Raw genomic sequence first — 19,652 nt, 5'->3', positions numbered from 1 at the left:
CGCTCTCCTCAGCGTCGATCGGCCGGTAAACGACCGGCTTTGTTCACATCGTACCACCAGTTTTCCAGCCCGGTTGCAAACGCCGGTTTAATCTGCGGATGGGAAAACTTGTCCCACCAAGCCAGCCGCTGCTCGGCGTTGTACCACATCGGAATCATGTAGGCGTTCCACAGCAGCAGGCGATCCAGCGCCTGACCGAGCGGCAGCAGCGCTTTCTCATCGCCCTGATGCGCCACGATCTGCTGCACGAAATGGTCGACCAGCGGATCTTTTACCCGCGCGGTGTTCCACGAGGAGCTGATGTAATCCGATTGCCAGACATACTGCAGGCTGGTGGAGGGCCACGGCATCGCCTGATAAAGCGACGGGATCATGTCGTAATCGCCTTCGCGCAGCCGGCGCAGATATTGCGAACTGTCCACCTGACGTAGCGTCATCGTAATGCCAAGCCGTGCCAGGCTGTGCTGGAACGGCAGCGCCCAGTCGTTCAGAGAACCGCTGCGCAGCAACAGTTCAAACTGAAACGGCTGGCCGGTTTTCACGTTCACCAGCTGCTGATTTTTGATCTGCCAGCCGGCCTGCTTCAGCAGCGCCATCGCCCGCAGCAGATTGTTGCGGTCAAAGCCGCTACCGTCAGAGTGCGGCGGCGCGTAGGCATTGTTAAAGACTTCGGCAGGCAGCTGCGCCTTGTAGGGCGCGAGCAGGACCAGCTGATCGGCGTCAGGATAGCCTTTGGCGGCGTAAGCGGTGTTCTGGAAGTAGCTGTCGGTCCGCTTGTAAGCGCCGTAGAACAGCGCTTTGTTCATCCACTCAAAATCAAACGCCAGCGTTAGCGCCTCGCGCACGCGGCGGTCGGCAAACAAGGCTTTCTCGTTATTGAACGCCAGCCAGCGCGTGTCGGTGGCGACGTCATTCGGCGTGGTGGCTTTCACAATGGCGTGGCTGATGAAGTTGCGCCCGCGATATTGTGTGGCCCATTTCTTCGCCGAACTCTCCTCGCGCAGGTCATAGGCACCGGCCTTAAACGCTTCAAAAGCCACGTTGTCATCAAGATAGTAGTCGTAGCGCAGGGTATCAAAATTAAAGCGACCGCGGTTCACCGGCAGATCGGCCGCCCAGTAGTTCTTCACCCGGCTATATTGGATGAACTGGCCGGATTTGTACGAAGTGACGCGGTAAGGCCCGCTGGCGAGCGGCGGATAGCCAATCGGCTCATTGAATTTTTTGTTCTGCCAGAATTTTTCCGGCAGCACCGGCAGCGTGATCCAGCTCAGCACCAGGTCTTTATCTGGTTTGGGCATCTCAATGCGCACCGTCAGCCGGTTCAGCGCTTTCACCTGCACGCCACGAAACGCCACGCGAAACTGCGGCACGCCTTCGGTCATGAATTTGCTGAAGGTGAAGGCGACATCCTGTGCGGTGATCGGCGTACCGTCCTGAAACTGCGCGTGCGGATTGATCGACACCTCCATCCAGTGATAATCGCTGGGATAGCGTGCTGATTCGGCGATCAGCGGATAGTAGCTGCCGGGCTCATCGTCTGAGGTGGTAAACAGGCCGTCGTACAGCGTGTCAGTGCCGATACCGGGGTTGCCGCGCGACGCATAGCGGTTGAAGTTGTCGTAAGTGCCTACCACGGCGAGGGTGATCTTGCCGCCTTTTGGCGCCGCCGGATTGGCGTAATCATAATGGCTGAAGTTGACCGCGTATTTCGGTTCGCCCAGCTTCGCAAAGGCATAGCTTTCATGGATAGTGACCGCGTGCACCGGCGCAATGGCGCTGCACATCAGTAGTGCTGTGGCAAGACGAAGCAGCATAAGTGGGGCGCTCTCCTGTGGTAATCCGCACTGTATGGTAGCAGTTTCATGCGCGGTACGTGACGTTAACCCAAACTGGCCTGGCTCTGATAGTAGCTGATCAGCTTTTCCGGACGCAGCGGGCGGCTAAACAGATACCCCTGCAGATGCGTGACGCCCCGGTTAACCAGCCAGGCCGCCTGGTCGCCGGTTTCCACCCCTTCCGCCACGGTTTTCAGGTTGAGTTTCTTTGCCAGCAGCAACACGGTGTCAAGCACCGGCGAGGTTACGGTTTCGGTGCCGATACTCTGCACAAAGCCGCGATCGATTTTCAGGTAGTCGAACGGATATTTTTCCAGATAGATCAGCGCGCTATGGCCAGTGCCAAAATCATCGATGGCAATCTTGAAATTGTGTTCATGCAGCCAGGCGAAGATTTCGCCGGCGTTCTTCTCCCGCACCATGGTGCGCTCGGTGATTTCAAATACATAGTTAAAATGATCGGCGGGCATACTGGCGATCCACGCCTGCACGTCGCGGCGAAAACTGGCCGATGCCAGATGCTGCGGTGACATATTCAGACTGAGACGGGTGCCGCGCGGCAGTTGCTGACAGAGAAAACGCGCGTCGCGCGCTACCAGGCTGAACAGATGTTGGGTCAGAGGAATAATCAGGTTTTGCGCTTCGGCGTGGCTGATAAATACATCGGGGGGGATCATGCCTTCAACCGGGTGAGTCCAGCGCAGCAGCGCTTCAACGCCATAGGGTTTGCCGTTGTGTGCCGTCACCAGCGGCTGATACTCAACGTGAAACTGACCGCGCCGGATGCCGAGCAGGATTTCACGTCCCGGTCGCTGATGCAGCGACAGCAGCAGCCAGCTGATTGCGGCAACCAGCAGCGCCAGCAGCAGGCCGGTCAGCAACGCCAGCGTGTAATCGCGTGAGGCCAGCGTGCTGCCGTAAAGCACAAAGCGCATGCTGCCGTCATCAAGCGTCAGGTCGGTGAGGGCAGGCGGCAGATCGCGGCTGCGCACTACCTGGCTGGTGCCGCTGAGCAGCGCGCTGTCGCCTGCCACCAGCGCCATGCGCGTGATTTCGGGATGGTAAGAGGCCAGCAGCTGGTAAGGCGTCATGCTGAGGTTCATGGTGGCGAGGATGCCGGTTTCGCTCGCTCCCGGACTTTTCAGCCACAGCGCCAGCGCTGGTTTGGCGGGCTGCAGCGGTGTGCCGGGCAGCAGGCGGACGTCACGGTCGCGCTCCAGCTCTGAATCGGGTGAAATGGCGCTGGCGGCCAGCAGAAATGCGCCGGTAGCCGAAGAGCAGTAAGCGTTGCCGTCGCGTACCAGTAATATAGCGCGAATGTTGCCGGCAAAGGCGGCGCGAGAGGTCAGCTCACGGTTGACGCTGTTGCAGCTGAGTTGAGTGTATTGCTGCAGTGGATAAAGGCTCTCGACCAGGGTTGACATCACCTGTTGCAGATCGTCACGGCTGTGAGCCAGCAGCTGCTGGTGTTGCTGGACGCGTTTTTGCCAGGTCAGCGTGAGCAGGACGGTGACAAACAGGATAAAAAACGCGACCCCAATAATTACGCTACTCCAGGCGATGCGCCGCGAGTAGCTGGCATGACGATTTAACGTCCCCGACAGTGGCATGGAGTTGGTTCCCCTGATCTTGCCCTTTTTATTATAAAAACGCATACAACTGTGCTGGTTCAAGGCAACGAGAATATAACGAGGCTGCGCGAAAAGTCTCGTTATATTTTTGATTCACAATTACTTTTTCCGCCATGGATTTGGCTTAAGCAACCGCAGACGAAAAAAAACGCTGCCGGGGCAGCGTTTTCAGATTCTCTGGCTGAGAACATCAGGAAGGAAGGGGGTTAACTGGGGTTTTTTGCCAGTACCCGACGCGCTTCGCGGTAGCGGTTTTTCCAGTAACTGTCGTTAAGGCTGGAAATCATCACGCCGCTGCTGGTAGACGCGTGTACAAAATTGTCGTTGCCGAGATAGATGCCGACATGGCGACCGGTGGAGCCGGCGCGGAACAGCACTAAATCACCCGGACGCAGTTTACTGCGTGAAATCTCTTTACCGCTGTCCTGCTGTTCCGATGTGGAACGCGGCAGCTCTAAACCAAACTGTTCGCGAAAGGTGCGCTGAACAAAAGCAGAACAGTCAATGCCGCGTTTGGTGTCGCCGCCTAAGCGATAACGCACACCTTTCCAGTCACTGTACTGCTCCATGATGCGGGACTTAACGTCCACGTTCTGCACCATTTGTTCAAATTCGTCCTGAGACGCCTGAAGTAAAAAACCATTCTGGTTGTTAACTTCATGATTCTCGTTATTCGCGTTCTGACCGTTATGGGTACTGCTACATGCCGATAAGAGGGTTGCTAATGCTACTGCGGGAATAATCCGCCTGAGGTATCTCAGAATTGGTTGAGACTTGACCATTGTACGTGTTTTCCTTCGATGTCCTTACGACAGAATGTCGCCAGCCAGATGACAAAACGGGTTGAGATTAATAAGTGCGACCCTCTAAGACAATTCCTTAATTACTAAAATGTGTTAATGCACACATTTTTGTTGCTTAAGGTACCGAATTTTATGCTGCACGGTAGTAATCGGAGTTGAGGTTAACCGATTACAGACCGCGTGGCGAGTGCTTTTATATAAATTTTTATAGGTTTTTTTGATGTGAAATCAATCTGTAACACAACGGTTACTTTATCAACAACTGGTAGCGATTTAAGCGTCAATTAACGGCAGGAACAGCGGCTAATTCTGGCGCTAAGGGAGATTTTAAGAGGGTTCTGACTGGACAGGCCAGGAATAACGCCATTGTCAGACGATTTGACGCATAGGTTTTTCTTTTATCAGAAAACGCTTAGTTTGCTAATAATTTATTGCAGGATTAAATAAGCGCAGGCGATCTTAAAAACAGTGAATAATCGCCCGCGCTAAACTATTACGCCTGGGGTTTATATTTTCCGGGCAGCGAACGATAGAGCCAGTTCACCAGTTTGTCGCTGGCCGGTGTTAATAACCACCAGCTCAGGCCCACCAGCACCACCGACAGCGAACCAACCGCGATATCGGTAAACCAGTGTGCGCCTGCCATTACGCGCGGCAGGGAAAAGAGCACCACAATCAGCAGGCCCATCAGGAAGGCGCGGAAGCCGAAATAGCGCCACATAAAGCAGGCGAAGATAATCAGCATCATGCCGTGGTCGCCGGGGAAGCTGTCTCGGGATGCATCTTTTGCCGGAATGCCGGTCAGTTCACTGACGCGATGCACGTTATCAAAGAACAGCGTCGGGCTGGCATGCTTAACCGGCAGCAGGTGGCCCAGCTGGTTAAGAATCACCGCCGTCAGCAGCATGGTGATACCAATCGCCAGCATACGACGTCGGCCCTGCGGCGTTTCGCGGCGCCAGAACCACAGATAGAGCAGGCCCATCGCCAGCAGTGACACCGCGTCAAAACCGCGGAAATTGGTAATCGCCACCAGCAGCGCAAAGCCGTGATGGTCGACCATCTGGTCGTTAAAGCCAAAAAAGATGCCTTTGTCGAGAGCGAACCAGAACCCGTGCTCCGGCGGCAGATACCACGACATAAATAGCATCACACCCAGCGCATTCAGCAGCAGGATGGTGATCAAACGAGAAGTGCGCATAAAAGTAACTCAAAAAGAAAAAAAATAACGGGCAAACCTACCGCAGCTAATTTAAACGAATCTTCAACAGGGCAGTCTGCAAGGCATTCCAGTCGGCGGCCTGATGGTGGATCAATTCGATACGGCTATCCGGCGGCGTGACCGGGCGCGTTTCGATGAACAGGTCTTCGCCCTGACGGTTAATGCTGACCAGACCGTCAGCGGTACGCAGCACGCCTTTCACGCGATCCACCGGCGCAAGCCGCGCCCACTCTAAAGCCGGAATGGTATCGAACACCGTGTCACCATCGAAAATCCAGCCACAGGAAGCATAGCCCTGACCTTCATTTAACGCACGACGCCAGCGCGCTTCGCCTTCCAGTTTCAGCGCCGCCAGCCCCTGCGGGCGTGACGAATGATGATGATGCGCGGCATCGGGTACCGCACGATCCGCCAATGCCGGCTGACTCAGCAACGCCGGATCAATGTTGCCCCAGCTGGCTTCCACCAGTTGACGGTCGCCCAAATGCTGCTGCTGCCAGCTCGCCAGCCGCTGACGATCTTCCGCATCCCATTTGTCGCTCTTGTTGGCGATGATGATGTCTGCGGCGATCAGCTGGTCGCGAAAGTTTTCATTCTCCGTGACGCGCGTATCGGCTAACTGACGCGGATCGAGCAGCGTCAGCGTGGCGTCCACGCGGATCCACGGCTGATATACCGCTGCGCGCAGCATATTCAGTAACTGTTTGGGATGGCCAAGGCCGGTGGGTTCGATAATCAGGCGGTCCGGCTGAGTCTGCTTCAGCAGCATATTCAGCCCAACCTGCAGCGGCAGGCCGTTAACACAGCACATGCAGCCGCCGGGGATCTCTTTCAGCGTGGCGCCGCGGTCGGCGAGCAGGGCGCCGTCAATGCCGATCTCGCCAAACTCGTTGACCAGAATGGCCCACTTTTCATTGGCCGGTTTGTGCGCCAGCAGATGTAACAGGGTGGTGGTTTTACCGCTACCGAGAAAACCGGTAATCAGGTTCACGCGCGTCATGATTTACTCCGTTAAAATAGCCGCGCCGGACAACCGCATCCGGCGCGCAGGCTGTTGTTATACTATAACAATCAACCGCCGCCGGAGAAAATCGTGCGCTTAATCGGCGCGTCCCATATAACGACGCTCGGCAATATGGATACGGATGCGATCGCCATTGCTCAGGTACTCCGGCACCTGAATCGACAGCCCGGTGCTCATGCCCGCCGGTTTGGTGCGTGCGCTGGCGGATGCCCCTTTGATGCCAGGTGAGGTATCAACAATCTCCATGTCTACCGTCTGCGGCAGTTCCAGCGCCAGCACCTGACCATCCATGGTGAGCACCTGGATACCGGGAATACCGCCTTCCGGAATAAACAGCAGCTCTTCTTCGATCTGATCTTTTTTAAAGCTGTACGGCGTGTAATCTTCGTCATCCATAAACACGTATTCGTCGCCGTCGATGTATGAGAAGGTCACCGCGCGGCGGCTGAGCTGGATGGCATCAATAATGTCGTCACCCTTGAAGCGCTCTTCAACTTTCAGGCCGGTGCGCACATCGGTGAAACGCATCTTGTACAGCGTGGCGGCACCGCGCGCGCTTGGGCTCTGGACATCGATATCCTTCACCAGCAACAGTTTACCGTTCCAGGTGACGGCCATTCCTTTTTTGATTTCGTTTGCCTTTGGCATAATGCTTGACTCGCTATAACCAGGTAGATGCGCGCCAACTTACTCGCGCGGTGAAAAACAGGCAAGTGAGGCCGGTGAAAATTGTTGGTCGCGCATAGAATTCCGCGGTGCAGACTGCTATTGTCGGCCGCTAATCTTTGCAGGAGCGCATGATGTTATGTCGAGACCAGTGCGGTGCCTGCTGCACAGCCCCCTCCATCTCTTCCCCCATTCCGGGTATGCCTGACGGCAAACCGGCCAATACCCGCTGCGTTCAGCTTGACGAACAGCAGCGCTGCAAAATCTTTGGTTCGCCGCTGCGTCCGGCGGTGTGTGCCGGTTTACAGCCACAGGCGGAGATGTGCGGCAACAGCCGTGCCGACGCCATGATCTACCTGCTGCAGCTGGAAGCGGATACCGCGCCCTGAGTTTAAGCTGACGCGAGCTGAACAGCACGATCGTCACAGGCGCCGCGTTACAGCAACGCGTCAGCGCGCCCGCTGTGAAAAATCCTAAATCCGCCGCGAAGTGTGCGGAGCATCAAAAATCTGCTACGCCGATTGCGCATTTTCTTGCCTGTAATCGGGTGCTGTACCATATTCCCTGAAACGTTTCAGCGTTGTCCTCCCGGCTAAGTCCGTGTCGCACAGCGTATTTTTTCGCCATCAGGCTGAAACGATTCACTTTCAGCAAGCGAGGAGAAATATGTTCCAGCTCGAAGTTCAGGCCATTCACACCGGCGCCAGCGCGTCCGATAAAGAACAGGCCATTCGTCAGGTTGCCGCTGCGCTTACCGCGGCCGGAAATGTGGCCGAAGGCTACGTCGACGGCATGCTGGCGCGCGAACAGCAAACCACCACTTTTCTCGGCAACGGCATCGCCATTCCGCACGGCACCACCGATACCCGCGATCTGGTGCTGAAAACCGGCGTGCAGGTTTATCAGTTCCCGCAGGGCGTGGACTGGGGTGATGGCCAGACAGCGTACGTCGCCATCGGCATTGCCGCCAAATCTGACGAGCACCTCGCGCTGCTGCGCCAGCTGACCCACGTATTAAGCGATGACAGCATCGCGGAGCAGCTGAAATCTGCCTCTGCTGAAGAGCTGCGCGCGCTGCTGATGGGTGAAAAGCAGGCCGCTGAATTCCAGTTCGATACGTCGCTGATCGCCACTGACGTGGCCGCCAGCGATCTGATGACGCTGCAGGCGCTGAACGCCGGTCGTCTGCAGGCGGCCGGTGCCGTTGACGCCAGCTTTGTCGCGGACGTTGTCTCGCACGCGCCGCTCAGCCTCGGTCAGGGCATCTGGCTGAGCGACAGCACGCACGGCAACCTCAACAGCGCGGTGGCAGTGAGCCGCAGCGCGACGCCGCTGACACATCAGGGCGAACCGGTAGCGCTGCTGCTGACGGTCGCCGCCACCGATCAGCGCCCGCTTGAGGTGCTGGGCTACCTCAGCAATCTGCTGCTGAACAAGCAGGCTGAACGCCTTCTGAAGGCGGACGCGGCAGGTATTCTCGCGCTGCTGACCAGCGAAGTTGATGAAGCTGCGGACGTCTTAACCGCGGAATTCACCATCCGCAACGAGCACGGTCTGCATGCGCGTCCGGGCACCGCGCTGGTGAGCGTGATCAAGCAGTTCAACAGTGATATCACCGTGACCAATCTCGACGGCAGCGGTAAGCCGGCTAATGGGCGCAGTCTGATGAAGGTGGTCGCGCTGGGCGTGAAGAAAGGCCATCGTCTGCGTTTCACCGCCAGCGGTGACGATGCGCAGCAGGCACTGCACGCTATCGAAGAAGCCATTAATAGCGGTCTGGGCGAGGGGGCAGCATGAGTCGTCGCGTTGCCACTATCACCCTGAACCCGGCGTACGATCTGGTCGGCTACACGCCGGAGATCGAGCGCGGCGAAGTTAACCTGGTCAAAACCACCGGGCTGCACGCTGCGGGTAAAGGCATCAATGTCGCCAAAGTGCTGAAAGATCTCGGTATCGACGTCACCGTCGGCGGCTTCCTCGGCAAAGAGAATCAGGACGGCTTTCAGCAGCTGTTCAGCGAACTCGGCATCGCTAACCGTTTTCAGGTGGTGCAGGGCCGTACCCGCATTAACGTTAAGCTAACGGAAAAAGACGGCGACGTCACCGACCTCAATTTCTCGGGCTTTGACGTCACGCCACAGGACTGGGACCGCTTCACCGCCGACTCGCTGACCTGGCTGGGCCAGTTCGATATGGTGTGCGTCAGCGGCAGCCTGCCAGCCGGCGTTGCGCCGGACGCGTTCACCAAATGGATGAGCGATCTGCGCACCCACTGCCCATGCATCATTTTTGACAGCAGCCGTGAAGCGCTGGTGGCCGGTCTGAAAGCGGCACCGTGGCTGGTAAAACCCAATCGCCGCGAGCTGGAGATCTGGGCCGGCCGCAAGCTGCCGACGCTGCAGGATGTGATTGACGCCGCGCACCAGCTGCGCGAGCAGGGCATTGCCCACGTGGTGATCTCCCTCGGTGCGGAAGGCGCGCTGTGGGTCAATGCCTCTGGCGAATGGATCGCCAAACCGCCTGCGTGTGAAGTGGTCAGCACCGTAGGCGCCGGAGATTCGATGGTTGGCGGCCTGATTTATGGCCTGCTGATGCGGGAATCCAGTGAACACACGCTGCGTCTGGCGACGGCGGTGGCGGCCATGGCCGTCAGCCAGAGCAACGTCGGCGTGACCGATCGTACCCAGTTGGCCGCGATGATGGCGCGCGTCGACTTACAACCCGTTAACTAACAGCAGGAGAGCGATAATGAAAACGCTGCTGATAAAAGATTCGTCACTCGGCCTGGCATCAGGCCATTTAGCCTCGGAACGTCTGCAGGCGGCGGCAGGGCAGGCGGGACTGACGCTGGTCGACAGCGCCGCGGACGCCGAACTGGTGCTGGTGATTGGCCAGCAGGTTACCGACAACGCGCAGCTCGCCGGCAAGTCCGTTGCCCTCGTGGACGTGCAGCAGGCGCTGCGCGATCCGCAGGCGGCGCTGGCGCTGGCTAAAGATGCGGCGCAACCGTGGCAGCCGGCTGCGGCAACCCCGGCGGCAAGTGCACCGGCGCAGAGCACCGGGCAGAAACGTATTGTGGCCGTCACCGCCTGTCCGACCGGCGTGGCGCACACCTTCATGGCAGCCGAGGCGATTGAGGCGGAAGCCAGTAAGCGCGGCTGGTGGGTAAAAGTGGAAACCCGCGGCTCAGTCGGCGCTGGCAACCCGATCACCCCGGAAGAAGTGGCTGCGGCCGATCTGGTGATCGTTGCGGCGGATATCGACGTTGACCTGGCGAAATTTGCCGGCAAGCCGATGTACCGCACCTCCACCAGTCTGGCGCTGAAGAAAACCGCACAGGAGCTGGATAAAGCGCAGGCGGAAGCCAAAGTCTGGCAGCCTTCCGGCAACCAGGCGGCAGCCAGCCAGAGCGACAGCAAAGAGAAAGCCGGTGCCTATCGGCATCTGCTGACCGGCGTATCTTATATGCTGCCGATGGTGGTCGCCGGCGGTCTGAGCATTGCGCTGTCATTCGCCTTTGGGATTACCGCGTTTAAAGAGCAGGGCACCTTAGCCGCGGCGCTGATGCAGATCGGTGGCGGCAGCGCCTTTGCGCTGATGGTGCCGGTGCTGGCGGGCTTTATCGCCTTCTCGATTGCTGACCGTCCGGGCCTGACGCCGGGTCTGATTGGCGGCATGATTGCCACCAGCATCAACGCCGGTTTCCTTGGCGGCATTATCGCCGGTTTCATCGCCGGTTACGCCGCGAAACTACTGAGCAGCAAAGTGAAGCTGCCGCAAAGTATGGAAGCGCTGAAGCCGATTCTGATCATTCCGCTGGTGGCCAGTCTGATTACCGGCCTGCTGATGATTTACGTGGTAGGCAAACCGGTTGCCGGCATCATGAGCGGCCTGACCAGCTGGCTGGCGAACATGGGCACTGCTAACGCGGTCCTGCTGGGCGCGATTCTGGGCGGCATGATGTGTACCGACATGGGCGGTCCGGTGAACAAAGTGGCTTACGCGTTTGGTGTCGGTCTGCTGAGTTCGCAAACCTACGCGCCGATGGCCGCGATCATGGCGGCCGGTATGGTGCCACCGCTGGCGATGGGGCTGGCAACGCTGGTAGCGCGTCGTAAGTTCAATAAAGGTCAGCAGGAGGGCGGTAAAGCCGCGCTGGTACTCGGCCTGTGCTTTATCTCCGAAGGTGCCATTCCGTTTGCGGCGCGTGATCCGATGCGCGTGTTGCCATGCTGTATCGTGGGTGGCGCAGTGACCGGTGCGATCTCCATGGCGATGGGTGCCAAACTGATGGCGCCGCACGGCGGGCTGTTCGTCCTGCTGATTCCAGGCGCCATTACGCCGGTACTGGGTTACCTGCTGGCGATTGTGATTGGTACGCTGATTGCGGGTCTGGGCTATGCGATTCTGAAACGTCCGGAAGAGGAACTGGTTAAAGCCGCGTAACGGCAGCCAGGAACAACAAAGGGAGCCGCGGCTCCCTTTTTTTATTGGCGACAGGCCCCGGTGAAACCCGTTACGCCTGCTGCTCGGCCTTCAGCCAGGCAATTTCATCCTTCCAGATATCCGGATTGATGGTTTCGAGAATCATCGGGATACCGTCAAAACGCGCATCCTTCATCAGCCAGCTAAACGCGGTCTTGCCAATGTTGCCCTCGCCGAGGCTGTGATGGCGATCCACGCGGCTGCCGAGCGTGCTTTTGGCATCGTTAAGGTGCATACCGCGCAGATACTGAAAGCCCACCACGCGCTCAAACTCGGCAAAGGTAGCTTCACAGGCGGCTTCGCTGCGTAAATCATATCCGCCAGCGAAGGCATGGCAGGTGTCGATGCATACGCCGACGCGCGACTTATCCTCGACGTGGTCAATAATCGCCGCGAGGTGTTCAAAGCGGAAACCGAGGTTGCTGCCCTGACCGGCGGTATTCTCAATCACCGCTACCACGTTGTGGGTTTTATCCAGCGCAATGTTGATCGACTCGGCGATGCGCTTCAGGCAGGCATCTTCATCAATCTGCTGCAGGTGGCTGCCGGGATGGAAGTTGAGCAGCGTCAGACCAAGCTGTTCGGCGCGCTGCATCTCATCGATAAACGCCTCGCGCGATTTCTCCAGCGCGTCCATCACCGGGTGACCGAGGTTAATCAGATAGCTGTCGTGCGGCAGGATTTGCGCGGCGCTAAAGTTGTATTGATCGCAGGCGGTTTTAAAAGCGTCGATCACCTGCGCAGAGAGCGGCGCGGCTTTCCACTGGCGCTGATTTTTAGTGAACAGCGCAAAGGCTGTGGCTTCGATTTCATGGGCCCGGATCACTGCCTGGTCTACGCCGCCGGATGCGCTTACGTGTGCGCCGATATATTTCATGCCGCTCTCCTGAATGGGCGATTGCTGATGCAAAACGCCCATGATAGCGGATGCGCTTACGCCATGAAATGTTGCACCAGCACATTCAGTGCGCCGCCGCCAAGAATCAGCCAGATAAACATCAGCAGACCAAGCAGCAGCGGTTTGACGCCCGCCTGCTTCAGCGCGCCGAAACGGGTGGTTAAGCCCAGCGCCGCCATCGCCATCGCCAGCAGCAGATTCGCCAGCTGATTCAGTCCCGACACCACCGGCGGTGGCAGCAGGTGCAGCGAGTTAAACAGCGCCACCACAATAAACAACAGGGCAAACCACGGAAAGCGGATCGGCTGCTGTGCCTGACGCTGGTGGCTGCGCTGGCGCTGCAGCCAGCTGCCGAGGATTAGCAGAAACGGTGCCAGCATCATCACCCGCAGCATCTTGGCGATCACCGCCGTGTTCTCCGTTTCCGCGCCCATCGCATGGCCAGCCGCCACCACCTGCGCCACTTCGTGTAGCGTCGAGCCGGTAAAGACGCCAAAGTGCTGCGCGCTGACCTGCGGCAGCAGCGTCCAGAGAAACGGGTACAGCACAATGCCGACGGTGCCAAACAGCACCACGGTGGCCACCGCGACCGCCACTTTCGACGGTGCGGCTTTGATCACCGGTTCACTTGCCAGCACCGCTGCCGCACCGCAGATGCTGCTGCCGGCACCAATCAGCCACACGGTTTCGCGATCCATTTTCAGTACACGGATGCCGATCAGGCAGGTGATCAGAAAGGTTGAGCTTAGCACCAGCACATCAATCAGCACGCCGCTGACGCCGACATCGGCGATCTGCTGCACGGTGATGCGGAAGCCGTAAAGAATGATGCCGAGTCGCAGCAGTCGCTGTTTGGCCAGCAGCACCCCACTGTCGCACGGGGTCGCAACGCGGGGATATAGGCTATTACCCAGCACGATGCCGATAATGATGGCCAGCGTCAGCGCGCCGAATCCCGCGCCCGCCAGCCACGGCTGACTGGCCAGCCACGCGGCACCTGCGGCGATGGCGGCGGTCAGCAGCAGTCCCGGCAGCCAGCGATGAACATGAAAAGGGGTTTTGTTGACGCTTAGTTCAGCCATAATACGCTTCTCCTCAGTGAGGCTTTAGCGTGCGCCTGGCTGGCTTAAAAGTGAAATTGATAATATATTTATAATCAACCGGAATAAGTGATAAGGAAGGGCAACAATGTTCATGCGCTTGCGCCGCTGGGCGAAGCTCATCAAACGGGACGTGCTGACGCTGTGGTTTGCCTGTCGCGATCCGCGTACGCCGTGGTGGTTTAAGCTGCTGGCGTTTGGCATCGTCGCTTATGCGCTCAGCCCCATCGATCTGATTCCGGACTTCATCCCGATTATTGGCCTGCTGGATGACGCGATTATCATCCCGCTTGGCGTGATGATCCTGCTGCGTCTGCTGCCGCGCGACGTGCGCATCAGCAGCGCCGAACGCGCCGAGGTGCAACGGGCGCGCGGCAAAAAGATCGTCAGCTGGAGCGGCCTGATTCTGATGCTGCTGATCTGGCTGGCGGTGGTGATCTATCTGGTGAAGCGGTACGCCATGTAAGGAGCACGCATGCACATTACGCTGCGTCAGATTGAAGTGTTTACCGAGGTGCTGAAAAGCGGCTCCACCACGCAGGCCTCACAGGTGCTGGCGCTGTCGCAGTCGGCGGTCAGCGCGGCTCTGGCCGATCTGGAAAGTCAGCTCGGCGTACAGCTGTTTGACCGCGTCGGCAAACGGCTGGTGCTCAACGAGCACGGCCGGCTGCTCTATCCGCGTGCGGTCGGGCTGCTGGAGCAGGCGATTGAGATCGAACAGCTGTTTAAAGAGGACAACGGAGCGATTCGCCTGTTTGCCAGCAGCACCATCGGCAACTATCTGCTGCCGGGGATGATCGCCGCGTATCGCCGCGATTTTCCCATGCTGCCGCTGGAGCTGAGCGTTGGCAACAGCCAGGACGCCATCAATGCGGTGGCCGATTTTCGCGTCGACATTGGCCTGATTGAAGGGCCGTGCCATGAGCCGGATATCATCAGCGAACCGTGGCTGGAAGATGAACTGGTGGTGTTCGCCGCGCCGGATGCGCCGCTGTTACGGCAGCCGGTGACGCTGGAGACGCTGGCCGCTGCGCCGTGGATCCTGCGCGAGCGCGGTTCCGGTACGCGTGAGATTGTCGATTACCTGCTGCTGTCGCACCTGCCGCAGTTTCAGCTGGGGATGGAGTTGGGCAACTCGGAGGCGATTAAACACGCGGTGCGCCACGGCATGGGCATCAGCTGCTTATCGCGCCGGGTGATTACCGATTTGCTGGAGGCGGGCACGCTGACGGAAGTGCCGGTGCCGCTGCCGCGCCTGACGCGCGCCCTGTATCGCATCCATCACCGGCAGAAACATCTGTCGAAAGCGCTGAGCCGCTTTCTCGCCTATTGCCGGGAATAGCCGCAGTCTCCCCTGTGCTGTGGCTAATAATTCCCGGCCGATTATGAAGGTAACTAATAACCCGAGGCGAATGCTATACAGTGCAGGCTTTGCTGCTACAATCGCGCCTTATTTTTATCCAGCATAGCGTTTACACATGCATAATGACTCAAAAACAACACAACAACCTGGGCTGCGCCGTGAATTAAAAGCGCGCCATCTCACCATGATCGCCATTGGCGGTTCCATCGGCACCGGCCTGTTTGTCGCCTCGGGTGCCACTATCTCTCAGGCGGGTCCTGGCGGTGCGTTACTCTCCTACGCGCTGATCGGCCTGATGGTCTACTTCCTGATGACCAGCCTCGGCGAACTGGCGGCGTTTATGCCGGTCTCCGGTTCCTTTGCCACCTACGGCGCTAAATATGTCGAAGAGGGCTTCGGCTTCGCGCTGGGCTGGAACTACTGGTACAACTGGGCGGTGACCATCGCCGTTGACCTCGTCGCCTCACAGCTGGTGATGAACTACTGGTTCCCGGACACGCCAGGCTGGATCTGGAGCGCGCTGTTCCTCGGTCTGATGTTCCTGCTCAACTACATTTCGGTCAAAGGCTTCGGCGAGGCGGAATACTGGTTCTCACTGATCAAAGTCGCCACCGTCATCATCTTTATTGTGGTCGGTGTGCTGATGATTACCGGCATTCTGCGTGGCGCGGAAAATGCTGGCTGGCATAACTGGACGGTGGGAGATGCGCCGTTTGCCGGCGGGTTTGCGGCGATGATTGGCGTGGCGATGATTGTCGGCTTCTCCTTCCAGGGCACCGAACTGATCGGAATTGCCGCCGGTGAATCAGAAGACCCGGCGAAGAATATCCCGCGCGCGGTGCGCCAGGTGTTCTGGCGCATTCTGCTGTTCTATGTGTTCGCGATCCTGATCATCAGCCTGATTCTGCCGTATACCGATCCGCAGCTGTTGCATAACGATGTCACCGATATCAGCGTCAGCCCGTTCACGCTGGTGTTCCAGAATGCCGGTCTGCTGTCCGCGGCGGCGGTGATGAACGCGGTGATCCTGACGGCGGTGCTGTCGGCGGGTAACTCCGGCATGTACGCCTCAACGCGTATGCTGTTTAACCTGGCGCAGGAAGGCAAGGCACCGCGCATTTTTGCGAAACTGTCGAAAGGTGGCGTACCGCGCAATGCCCTGCTGGCGACCACGGTGGTGGCAGCGCTGTGCTTCCTGACCTCGAAATTTGGCAATCAGGAAGTGTACCTGTGGCTGCTGAATACGTCAGGGATGACCGGCTTTATCGCCTGGCTCGGCATTGCTATCAGCCATTATCGCTTTCGCCGCGGCTATGTGGCGCAGGGGCTGAATCTGGCCGATCTGCCTTACCGCTCCGGCTTCTTCCCCCTGGGTCCGATGTTTGCGTTCGCGCTGTGTCTGATCATTACGCTGGGGCAGAATTATCAGGCATTCCTCGCCGATCGCATCGACTGGTACGGCGTAGCCGCAACCTATATCGGCATTCCGCTGTTCCTGGTGATCTGGCTGGGCTATAAGCTGACGCGCGGCACCCGCTTCGTGAAATACAGCGAGATGGAATTCCCTTCCTTTAAGCAGTAATGCCTGACAACGCGGCCTGAAGGCGTTTTTGCGCGATGAATCGCGCCGCTACAAACCGGTGCAACCCTCTGTAGCGGCGCAATTTATTGCGCTGGCAAACAGGCAGTAATGCATGACAACGCGGCCCCGGCCGCGTTTTTTTTGCGATTTATTACGCTATGCAAACCTGGCGCAAACCATTCGGGCTTTGTTACAGAGACAGCATTGATAATTATTATCACCTGCTCTATTGTGGCAGCCGTTATAAGGCGACAGGAAACAGGTAGAACAATGCGTAGTACGGACTCCGCGCTGGTGGCGGAACATGGCACCGAAGCCGATACCCTGACCCGTTATCGTCAGGTTCTGCGTCAGCGACTGCTGCTGATTGGTGTGCTGGTGCTGGCGATCCTCGCTTCAGTTATCCTCGATTTCACCCTTGGCCCGGCCGGCCTGACGCTCGACACGCTGTGGCAAACGCTGCTCCATCCCGCAGCGGTGGACGCCGGCACGCGCGTGATCGTCTGGGACATCCGTCTGCCGTATGCGCTGATGGCGGTGGTGGTCGGCTTCTCACTCGGCCTCGCCGGCGCTGAAATGCAGACCATCCTCAATAACCCGCTGGCCAGCCCGTTTACGCTCGGCGTCTCGTCGGCAGCGGCGTTTGGTGCCGCGCTGGCAATCATTCTCGGCATCGGTATTCCCGGCGTGCCGGACCAGTGGCTGATCTCCGCCAATGCCTTTGTCTTCGCCTTGTTTGCCGCGCTGATGCTGGATGGCATCACGCGCTGGACCAAAGTCTCAACCTCCGGCGTGGTGCTGTTTGGCATCGCGCTGGTGTTCACCTTTAACGCCCTGGTTTCGATGATGCAGTTCATCGCCAGCGAAGATACGCTGCAGGGCCTGGTGTTCTGGACCATGGGCAGTCTGGCGCGTGCCTCATGGGAAAAACTGGGCGTGCTGAGCGCCGCCTTTGCCATCCTGCTGCCGTTCTCGATGCTCAGCAGCTGGAAACTCACGGCGCTGCGCCTGGGTGAAGATCGCGCGGTGAGCTTCGGCATTGATGTGCGGCGTCTGCGGCTGGCGACGCTGTTGCGCATCAGCATTCTCTCAGCGCTGGCGGTGGCATTCGTCGGCCCGATCGGCTTTATCGGCCTGGTCGCGCCGCACATTGCGCGCATGATGTTTGGTGAAGATCACCGCTACTATCTGCCGGCCAGTGCGCTGACCGGCGCGCTGGTGCTGTCGCTGGCGTCGGTGGCCTCGAAAAACCTCATCCCCGGCGTCATCATTCCGGTCGGCATCGTCACCTCGCTGGTGGGCGTGCCGTTCTTTCTCAGCATTATTCTGCGGCATCGGGGGACAGTGTGATGGAGCAGGGCTTACGCGTCAGCCACTTTTACGCCGGTTACCCGAAGCGGAACGTCATCGACGATCTCAATGTCACGCAGCTGCCACGCGGCAAAATCACCGTGCTGCTGGGGCCCAACGGCTGCGGCAAATCGACGCTGCTGCGCGCGCTGGCCGGTCTGAGCAAAGGGCAGGGCGAGCTGTGGCTCAACGGTGAAGAGCTGATGAGCCAGCCGTTTGCCCGGCGCGCGCAGCGCGTGGTCTATCTGCCGCAGACGCTGCCAGCCGGTGTGCATCTGCACGTGCTGGAGTCGATCATCGTGGCGCAGCGTGCCTCCGGTGGATTACACAGCGCCGCCAGTGAAGCGGAAATCATGCACCTGCTGGAGCAGCTGGGCATTGCCCACCTGGCGATGCGTTATCTCGATCAGCTGTCCGGTGGCCAGAAGCAGCTGGTCGGGCTGGCGCAGTCGCTGATTCGCCGTCCGGAACTGCTGCTGCTGGATGAACCGCTCAGCGCGCTGGATTTGAATTATCAGTTCCACGTGATGGATTTGGTGCGGCGCGAAACCCGGCTGCGCAACATGGTGACGGTGGTGGTGGTGCATGACATCAATATCGCGCTGCGTCATGCCGATCACGCGCTGATGCTGAAGCAGGGGCAACTGCTGGCCGACGGTGTGCCGTCGCAGGTGATTACGCCGGAGACGCTGGCGCAGGTGTATGGCGTGCGCGGCCGCATTGAGCACTGCTCACAGGGCATGCCGCAGGTAATGATTGATGGGCTGGTGGCGGAATCGCTGGCCTGACGCCAGACACGTTCTGCCCCTCAGCATCAGAGGGGCAGAAAAGTGCACTACGCCAGTAAATGCTGCGCGTGGAACCGCAGATGGTCCTCCACAAAGCTGGCGATAAAGAAGTAGCTGTGGTCATACCCCGGCTGGATACGCAGCTCCAGCGGGAAGTTCTGCTCGCGCGCCACTGCTTCCAGCCGCTCCGGGCGTAGCTGATCGGCGAGGAACTGATCGCTATCGCCCTGATCGATCAGCACCGGCAGGCGATGTTCAGCGTTCTGCATCAGCAGGCAGCTATCCCACTCGCGCCACGTCTGGCGATCGTCGCCCAGATAGGCGGCAAAGGCTTTCTGTCCCCACGGCACTTCGGTCGGATTGACGATTGGCGCAAACGCGGACGCCGACGCAAAGCGCCCGCCGAGGCGCAGCGCCAGCACCAGCGCGCCGTGGCCGCCCATCGAATGCCCCATTACCGACTGGCGATCGCTCAGCTTGAAGTTATCCGCCACCAGTGCCGGCAGCTCCTCGCTGAGATAATCGAACATGCGATAATGTGCCGCCCACGGTTGCTGCGTGGCGTTGAGATAAAACCCGGCACCCTGGCCCAGATCGTACCCGCTGTCATTGGCCACTGCATCGCCGCGCGGACTGGTGTCCGGCATAATCAGCACCAGACCGAGTTCGGCCGCCACGCGCTGCGCACCGGCTTTGGTGGTGAAGTTCTCATCGTTGCAGGTCAGCCCGGCGAGAAACCACACCACCGGCGGCGGCGCGTCGTCGCGCGGCGGTGGCAGAAAAATGCTGAACGTCATCGGGCAGTTGAGCACGGCCGACTGATGACGCCAGCGCTGCTGCCAGCCGCCAAAAATACGGTGTTCTTCCAGCAGCTCCAGAGTGGATGCCATGTCGCCTCCTGC

18 protein-coding genes are annotated in these 19,652 nt (G+C 58.8%); 9 read left to right on the top strand and 9 right to left on the bottom strand.

Annotation, left to right across the window (positions count from 1 at the left end; translation table 11 throughout):
* Positions 1–8: 8 nt before the first annotated feature.
* From KOL70_RS08460 to yeiP, 6 genes are all read right to left on the bottom strand, one after another.
* Positions 9–1,817: an extracellular solute-binding protein gene (locus KOL70_RS08460; protein WP_215480502.1), complete on the bottom strand. Its 1,809-nt coding sequence runs from the start codon at positions 1,815–1,817 to the stop codon at positions 9–11.
* A gap of 65 nt (positions 1,818–1,882) precedes the next feature.
* Positions 1,883–3,448 carry a cyclic di-GMP phosphodiesterase gene (locus tag KOL70_RS08455; RefSeq protein WP_104093086.1) on the bottom strand — a complete coding sequence of 522 codons (1,566 nt, stop codon included), beginning with the start codon at positions 3,446–3,448 and terminating at the stop codon, positions 1,883–1,885.
* 227 nt (positions 3,449–3,675) lie between these two features.
* Entirely contained in the window at positions 3,676–4,251 is a 576-nt protein-coding gene (mepS, locus tag KOL70_RS08450) for a bifunctional murein DD-endopeptidase/murein LD-carboxypeptidase (protein ID WP_031280047.1), read from the bottom strand.
* Positions 4,252–4,765: 514 nt separating this feature from the next.
* Entirely contained in the window at positions 4,766–5,473 is a 708-nt protein-coding gene (locus KOL70_RS08445; protein ID WP_031280048.1) for a phosphatase PAP2 family protein, read from the bottom strand.
* A gap of 46 nt (positions 5,474–5,519) precedes the next feature.
* Positions 5,520–6,494: a GTP-binding protein gene (locus tag KOL70_RS08440; protein ID WP_058769931.1), complete on the bottom strand. Its 975-nt coding sequence runs from the start codon at positions 6,492–6,494 to the stop codon at positions 5,520–5,522.
* Positions 6,495–6,593: 99 nt separating this feature from the next.
* A complete protein-coding gene (yeiP, locus tag KOL70_RS08435) occupies positions 6,594–7,166 on the bottom strand; it encodes an elongation factor P-like protein YeiP (protein WP_031280049.1) in 573 nt (190 codons plus the stop codon).
* Between the two features lie 152 nt (positions 7,167–7,318).
* Between yeiP and KOL70_RS08430 the strand changes: the two genes are divergently transcribed.
* The 4 genes from KOL70_RS08430 to fruA all read left to right on the top strand — a co-directional run bounded on the left by KOL70_RS08430 (position 7,319) and on the right by fruA (position 11,630).
* Complete coding sequence (locus tag KOL70_RS08430) at positions 7,319–7,573, top strand: YkgJ family cysteine cluster protein (protein WP_058757250.1); 255 nt, start codon at positions 7,319–7,321, stop codon at positions 7,571–7,573.
* 277 nt (positions 7,574–7,850) lie between these two features.
* A complete protein-coding gene (fruB, locus tag KOL70_RS08425; RefSeq protein ID WP_058769932.1) occupies positions 7,851–8,981 on the top strand; it encodes a fused PTS fructose transporter subunit IIA/HPr protein in 1,131 nt (376 codons plus the stop codon).
* Positions 8,978–9,916 (top strand): 1-phosphofructokinase, encoded by a 939-nt coding sequence (fruK, locus tag KOL70_RS08420; protein WP_021509266.1) that lies wholly within the window; start codon positions 8,978–8,980, stop codon positions 9,914–9,916. The genes fruB and fruK overlap by 4 nt, the downstream gene beginning before the upstream one ends.
* A 16-nt stretch (positions 9,917–9,932) precedes the next feature.
* Positions 9,933–11,630, top strand: coding sequence for a PTS fructose transporter subunit IIBC (fruA, locus tag KOL70_RS08415; protein WP_215480501.1), 1,698 nt, complete (start codon positions 9,933–9,935; stop codon positions 11,628–11,630).
* 70 nt (positions 11,631–11,700) lie between these two features.
* On the opposite strand, the gene nfo is transcribed toward fruA, so the two are convergent.
* Together nfo and KOL70_RS08405 are read right to left on the bottom strand one after the other, a co-directional pair.
* Complete coding sequence (gene nfo / locus KOL70_RS08410; protein ID WP_058775787.1) at positions 11,701–12,546, bottom strand: deoxyribonuclease IV; 846 nt, start codon at positions 12,544–12,546, stop codon at positions 11,701–11,703.
* 56 nt (positions 12,547–12,602) lie between these two features.
* Entirely contained in the window at positions 12,603–13,649 is a 1,047-nt protein-coding gene (locus tag KOL70_RS08405) for a YeiH family putative sulfate export transporter (protein WP_150361310.1), read from the bottom strand.
* 106 nt (positions 13,650–13,755) lie between these two features.
* Here KOL70_RS08405 and KOL70_RS08400 point away from each other — a divergent pair, with 106 nt between their 5' ends.
* The 5 genes from KOL70_RS08400 to KOL70_RS08380 all read left to right on the top strand — a co-directional run bounded on the left by KOL70_RS08400 (position 13,756) and on the right by KOL70_RS08380 (position 18,750).
* Positions 13,756–14,133, top strand: a complete 378-nt coding sequence (locus KOL70_RS08400; protein ID WP_058757253.1) for a YkvA family protein — start codon at positions 13,756–13,758, stop codon at positions 14,131–14,133.
* 9 nt (positions 14,134–14,142) lie between these two features.
* The gene (yieE, locus tag KOL70_RS08395) at positions 14,143–15,009 is read left to right on the top strand and encodes a DNA-binding transcriptional regulator YeiE (RefSeq protein ID WP_215480500.1); all 867 of its coding nucleotides are present in this window, start codon (positions 14,143–14,145) and stop codon (positions 15,007–15,009) included.
* A 136-nt stretch (positions 15,010–15,145) separates the two neighbouring features.
* Positions 15,146–16,612 (top strand): amino acid permease, encoded by a 1,467-nt coding sequence (locus tag KOL70_RS08390; protein ID WP_021509272.1) that lies wholly within the window; start codon positions 15,146–15,148, stop codon positions 16,610–16,612.
* Between the two features lie 270 nt (positions 16,613–16,882).
* On the top strand, positions 16,883–17,962 hold the full coding sequence (locus KOL70_RS08385) for an iron ABC transporter permease (protein ID WP_058757255.1): 1,080 nt from the start codon (positions 16,883–16,885) through the stop codon (positions 17,960–17,962).
* Entirely contained in the window at positions 17,962–18,750 is a 789-nt protein-coding gene (locus KOL70_RS08380) for an ABC transporter ATP-binding protein (protein WP_021509274.1), read from the top strand. The genes KOL70_RS08385 and KOL70_RS08380 overlap by 1 nt, the downstream gene beginning before the upstream one ends.
* Positions 18,751–18,797: 47 nt before the next feature.
* Here the strand turns inward: KOL70_RS08380 and fghA are convergent, their stop codons facing one another.
* Entirely contained in the window at positions 18,798–19,640 is an 843-nt protein-coding gene (fghA, locus tag KOL70_RS08375) for an S-formylglutathione hydrolase (RefSeq protein ID WP_021509275.1), read from the bottom strand.
* Positions 19,641–19,652 lie beyond the last annotated feature (12 nt).

The organism is Pantoea sp. B270 (assembly GCF_018726825.1).
GTDB classification, from domain to species: domain Bacteria; phylum Pseudomonadota; class Gammaproteobacteria; order Enterobacterales; family Enterobacteriaceae; genus Pantoea; species Pantoea dispersa.
Note: the sequence above shows the minus strand (reverse complement) of the source record. Positions and strands in the feature narration are given on the sequence as shown.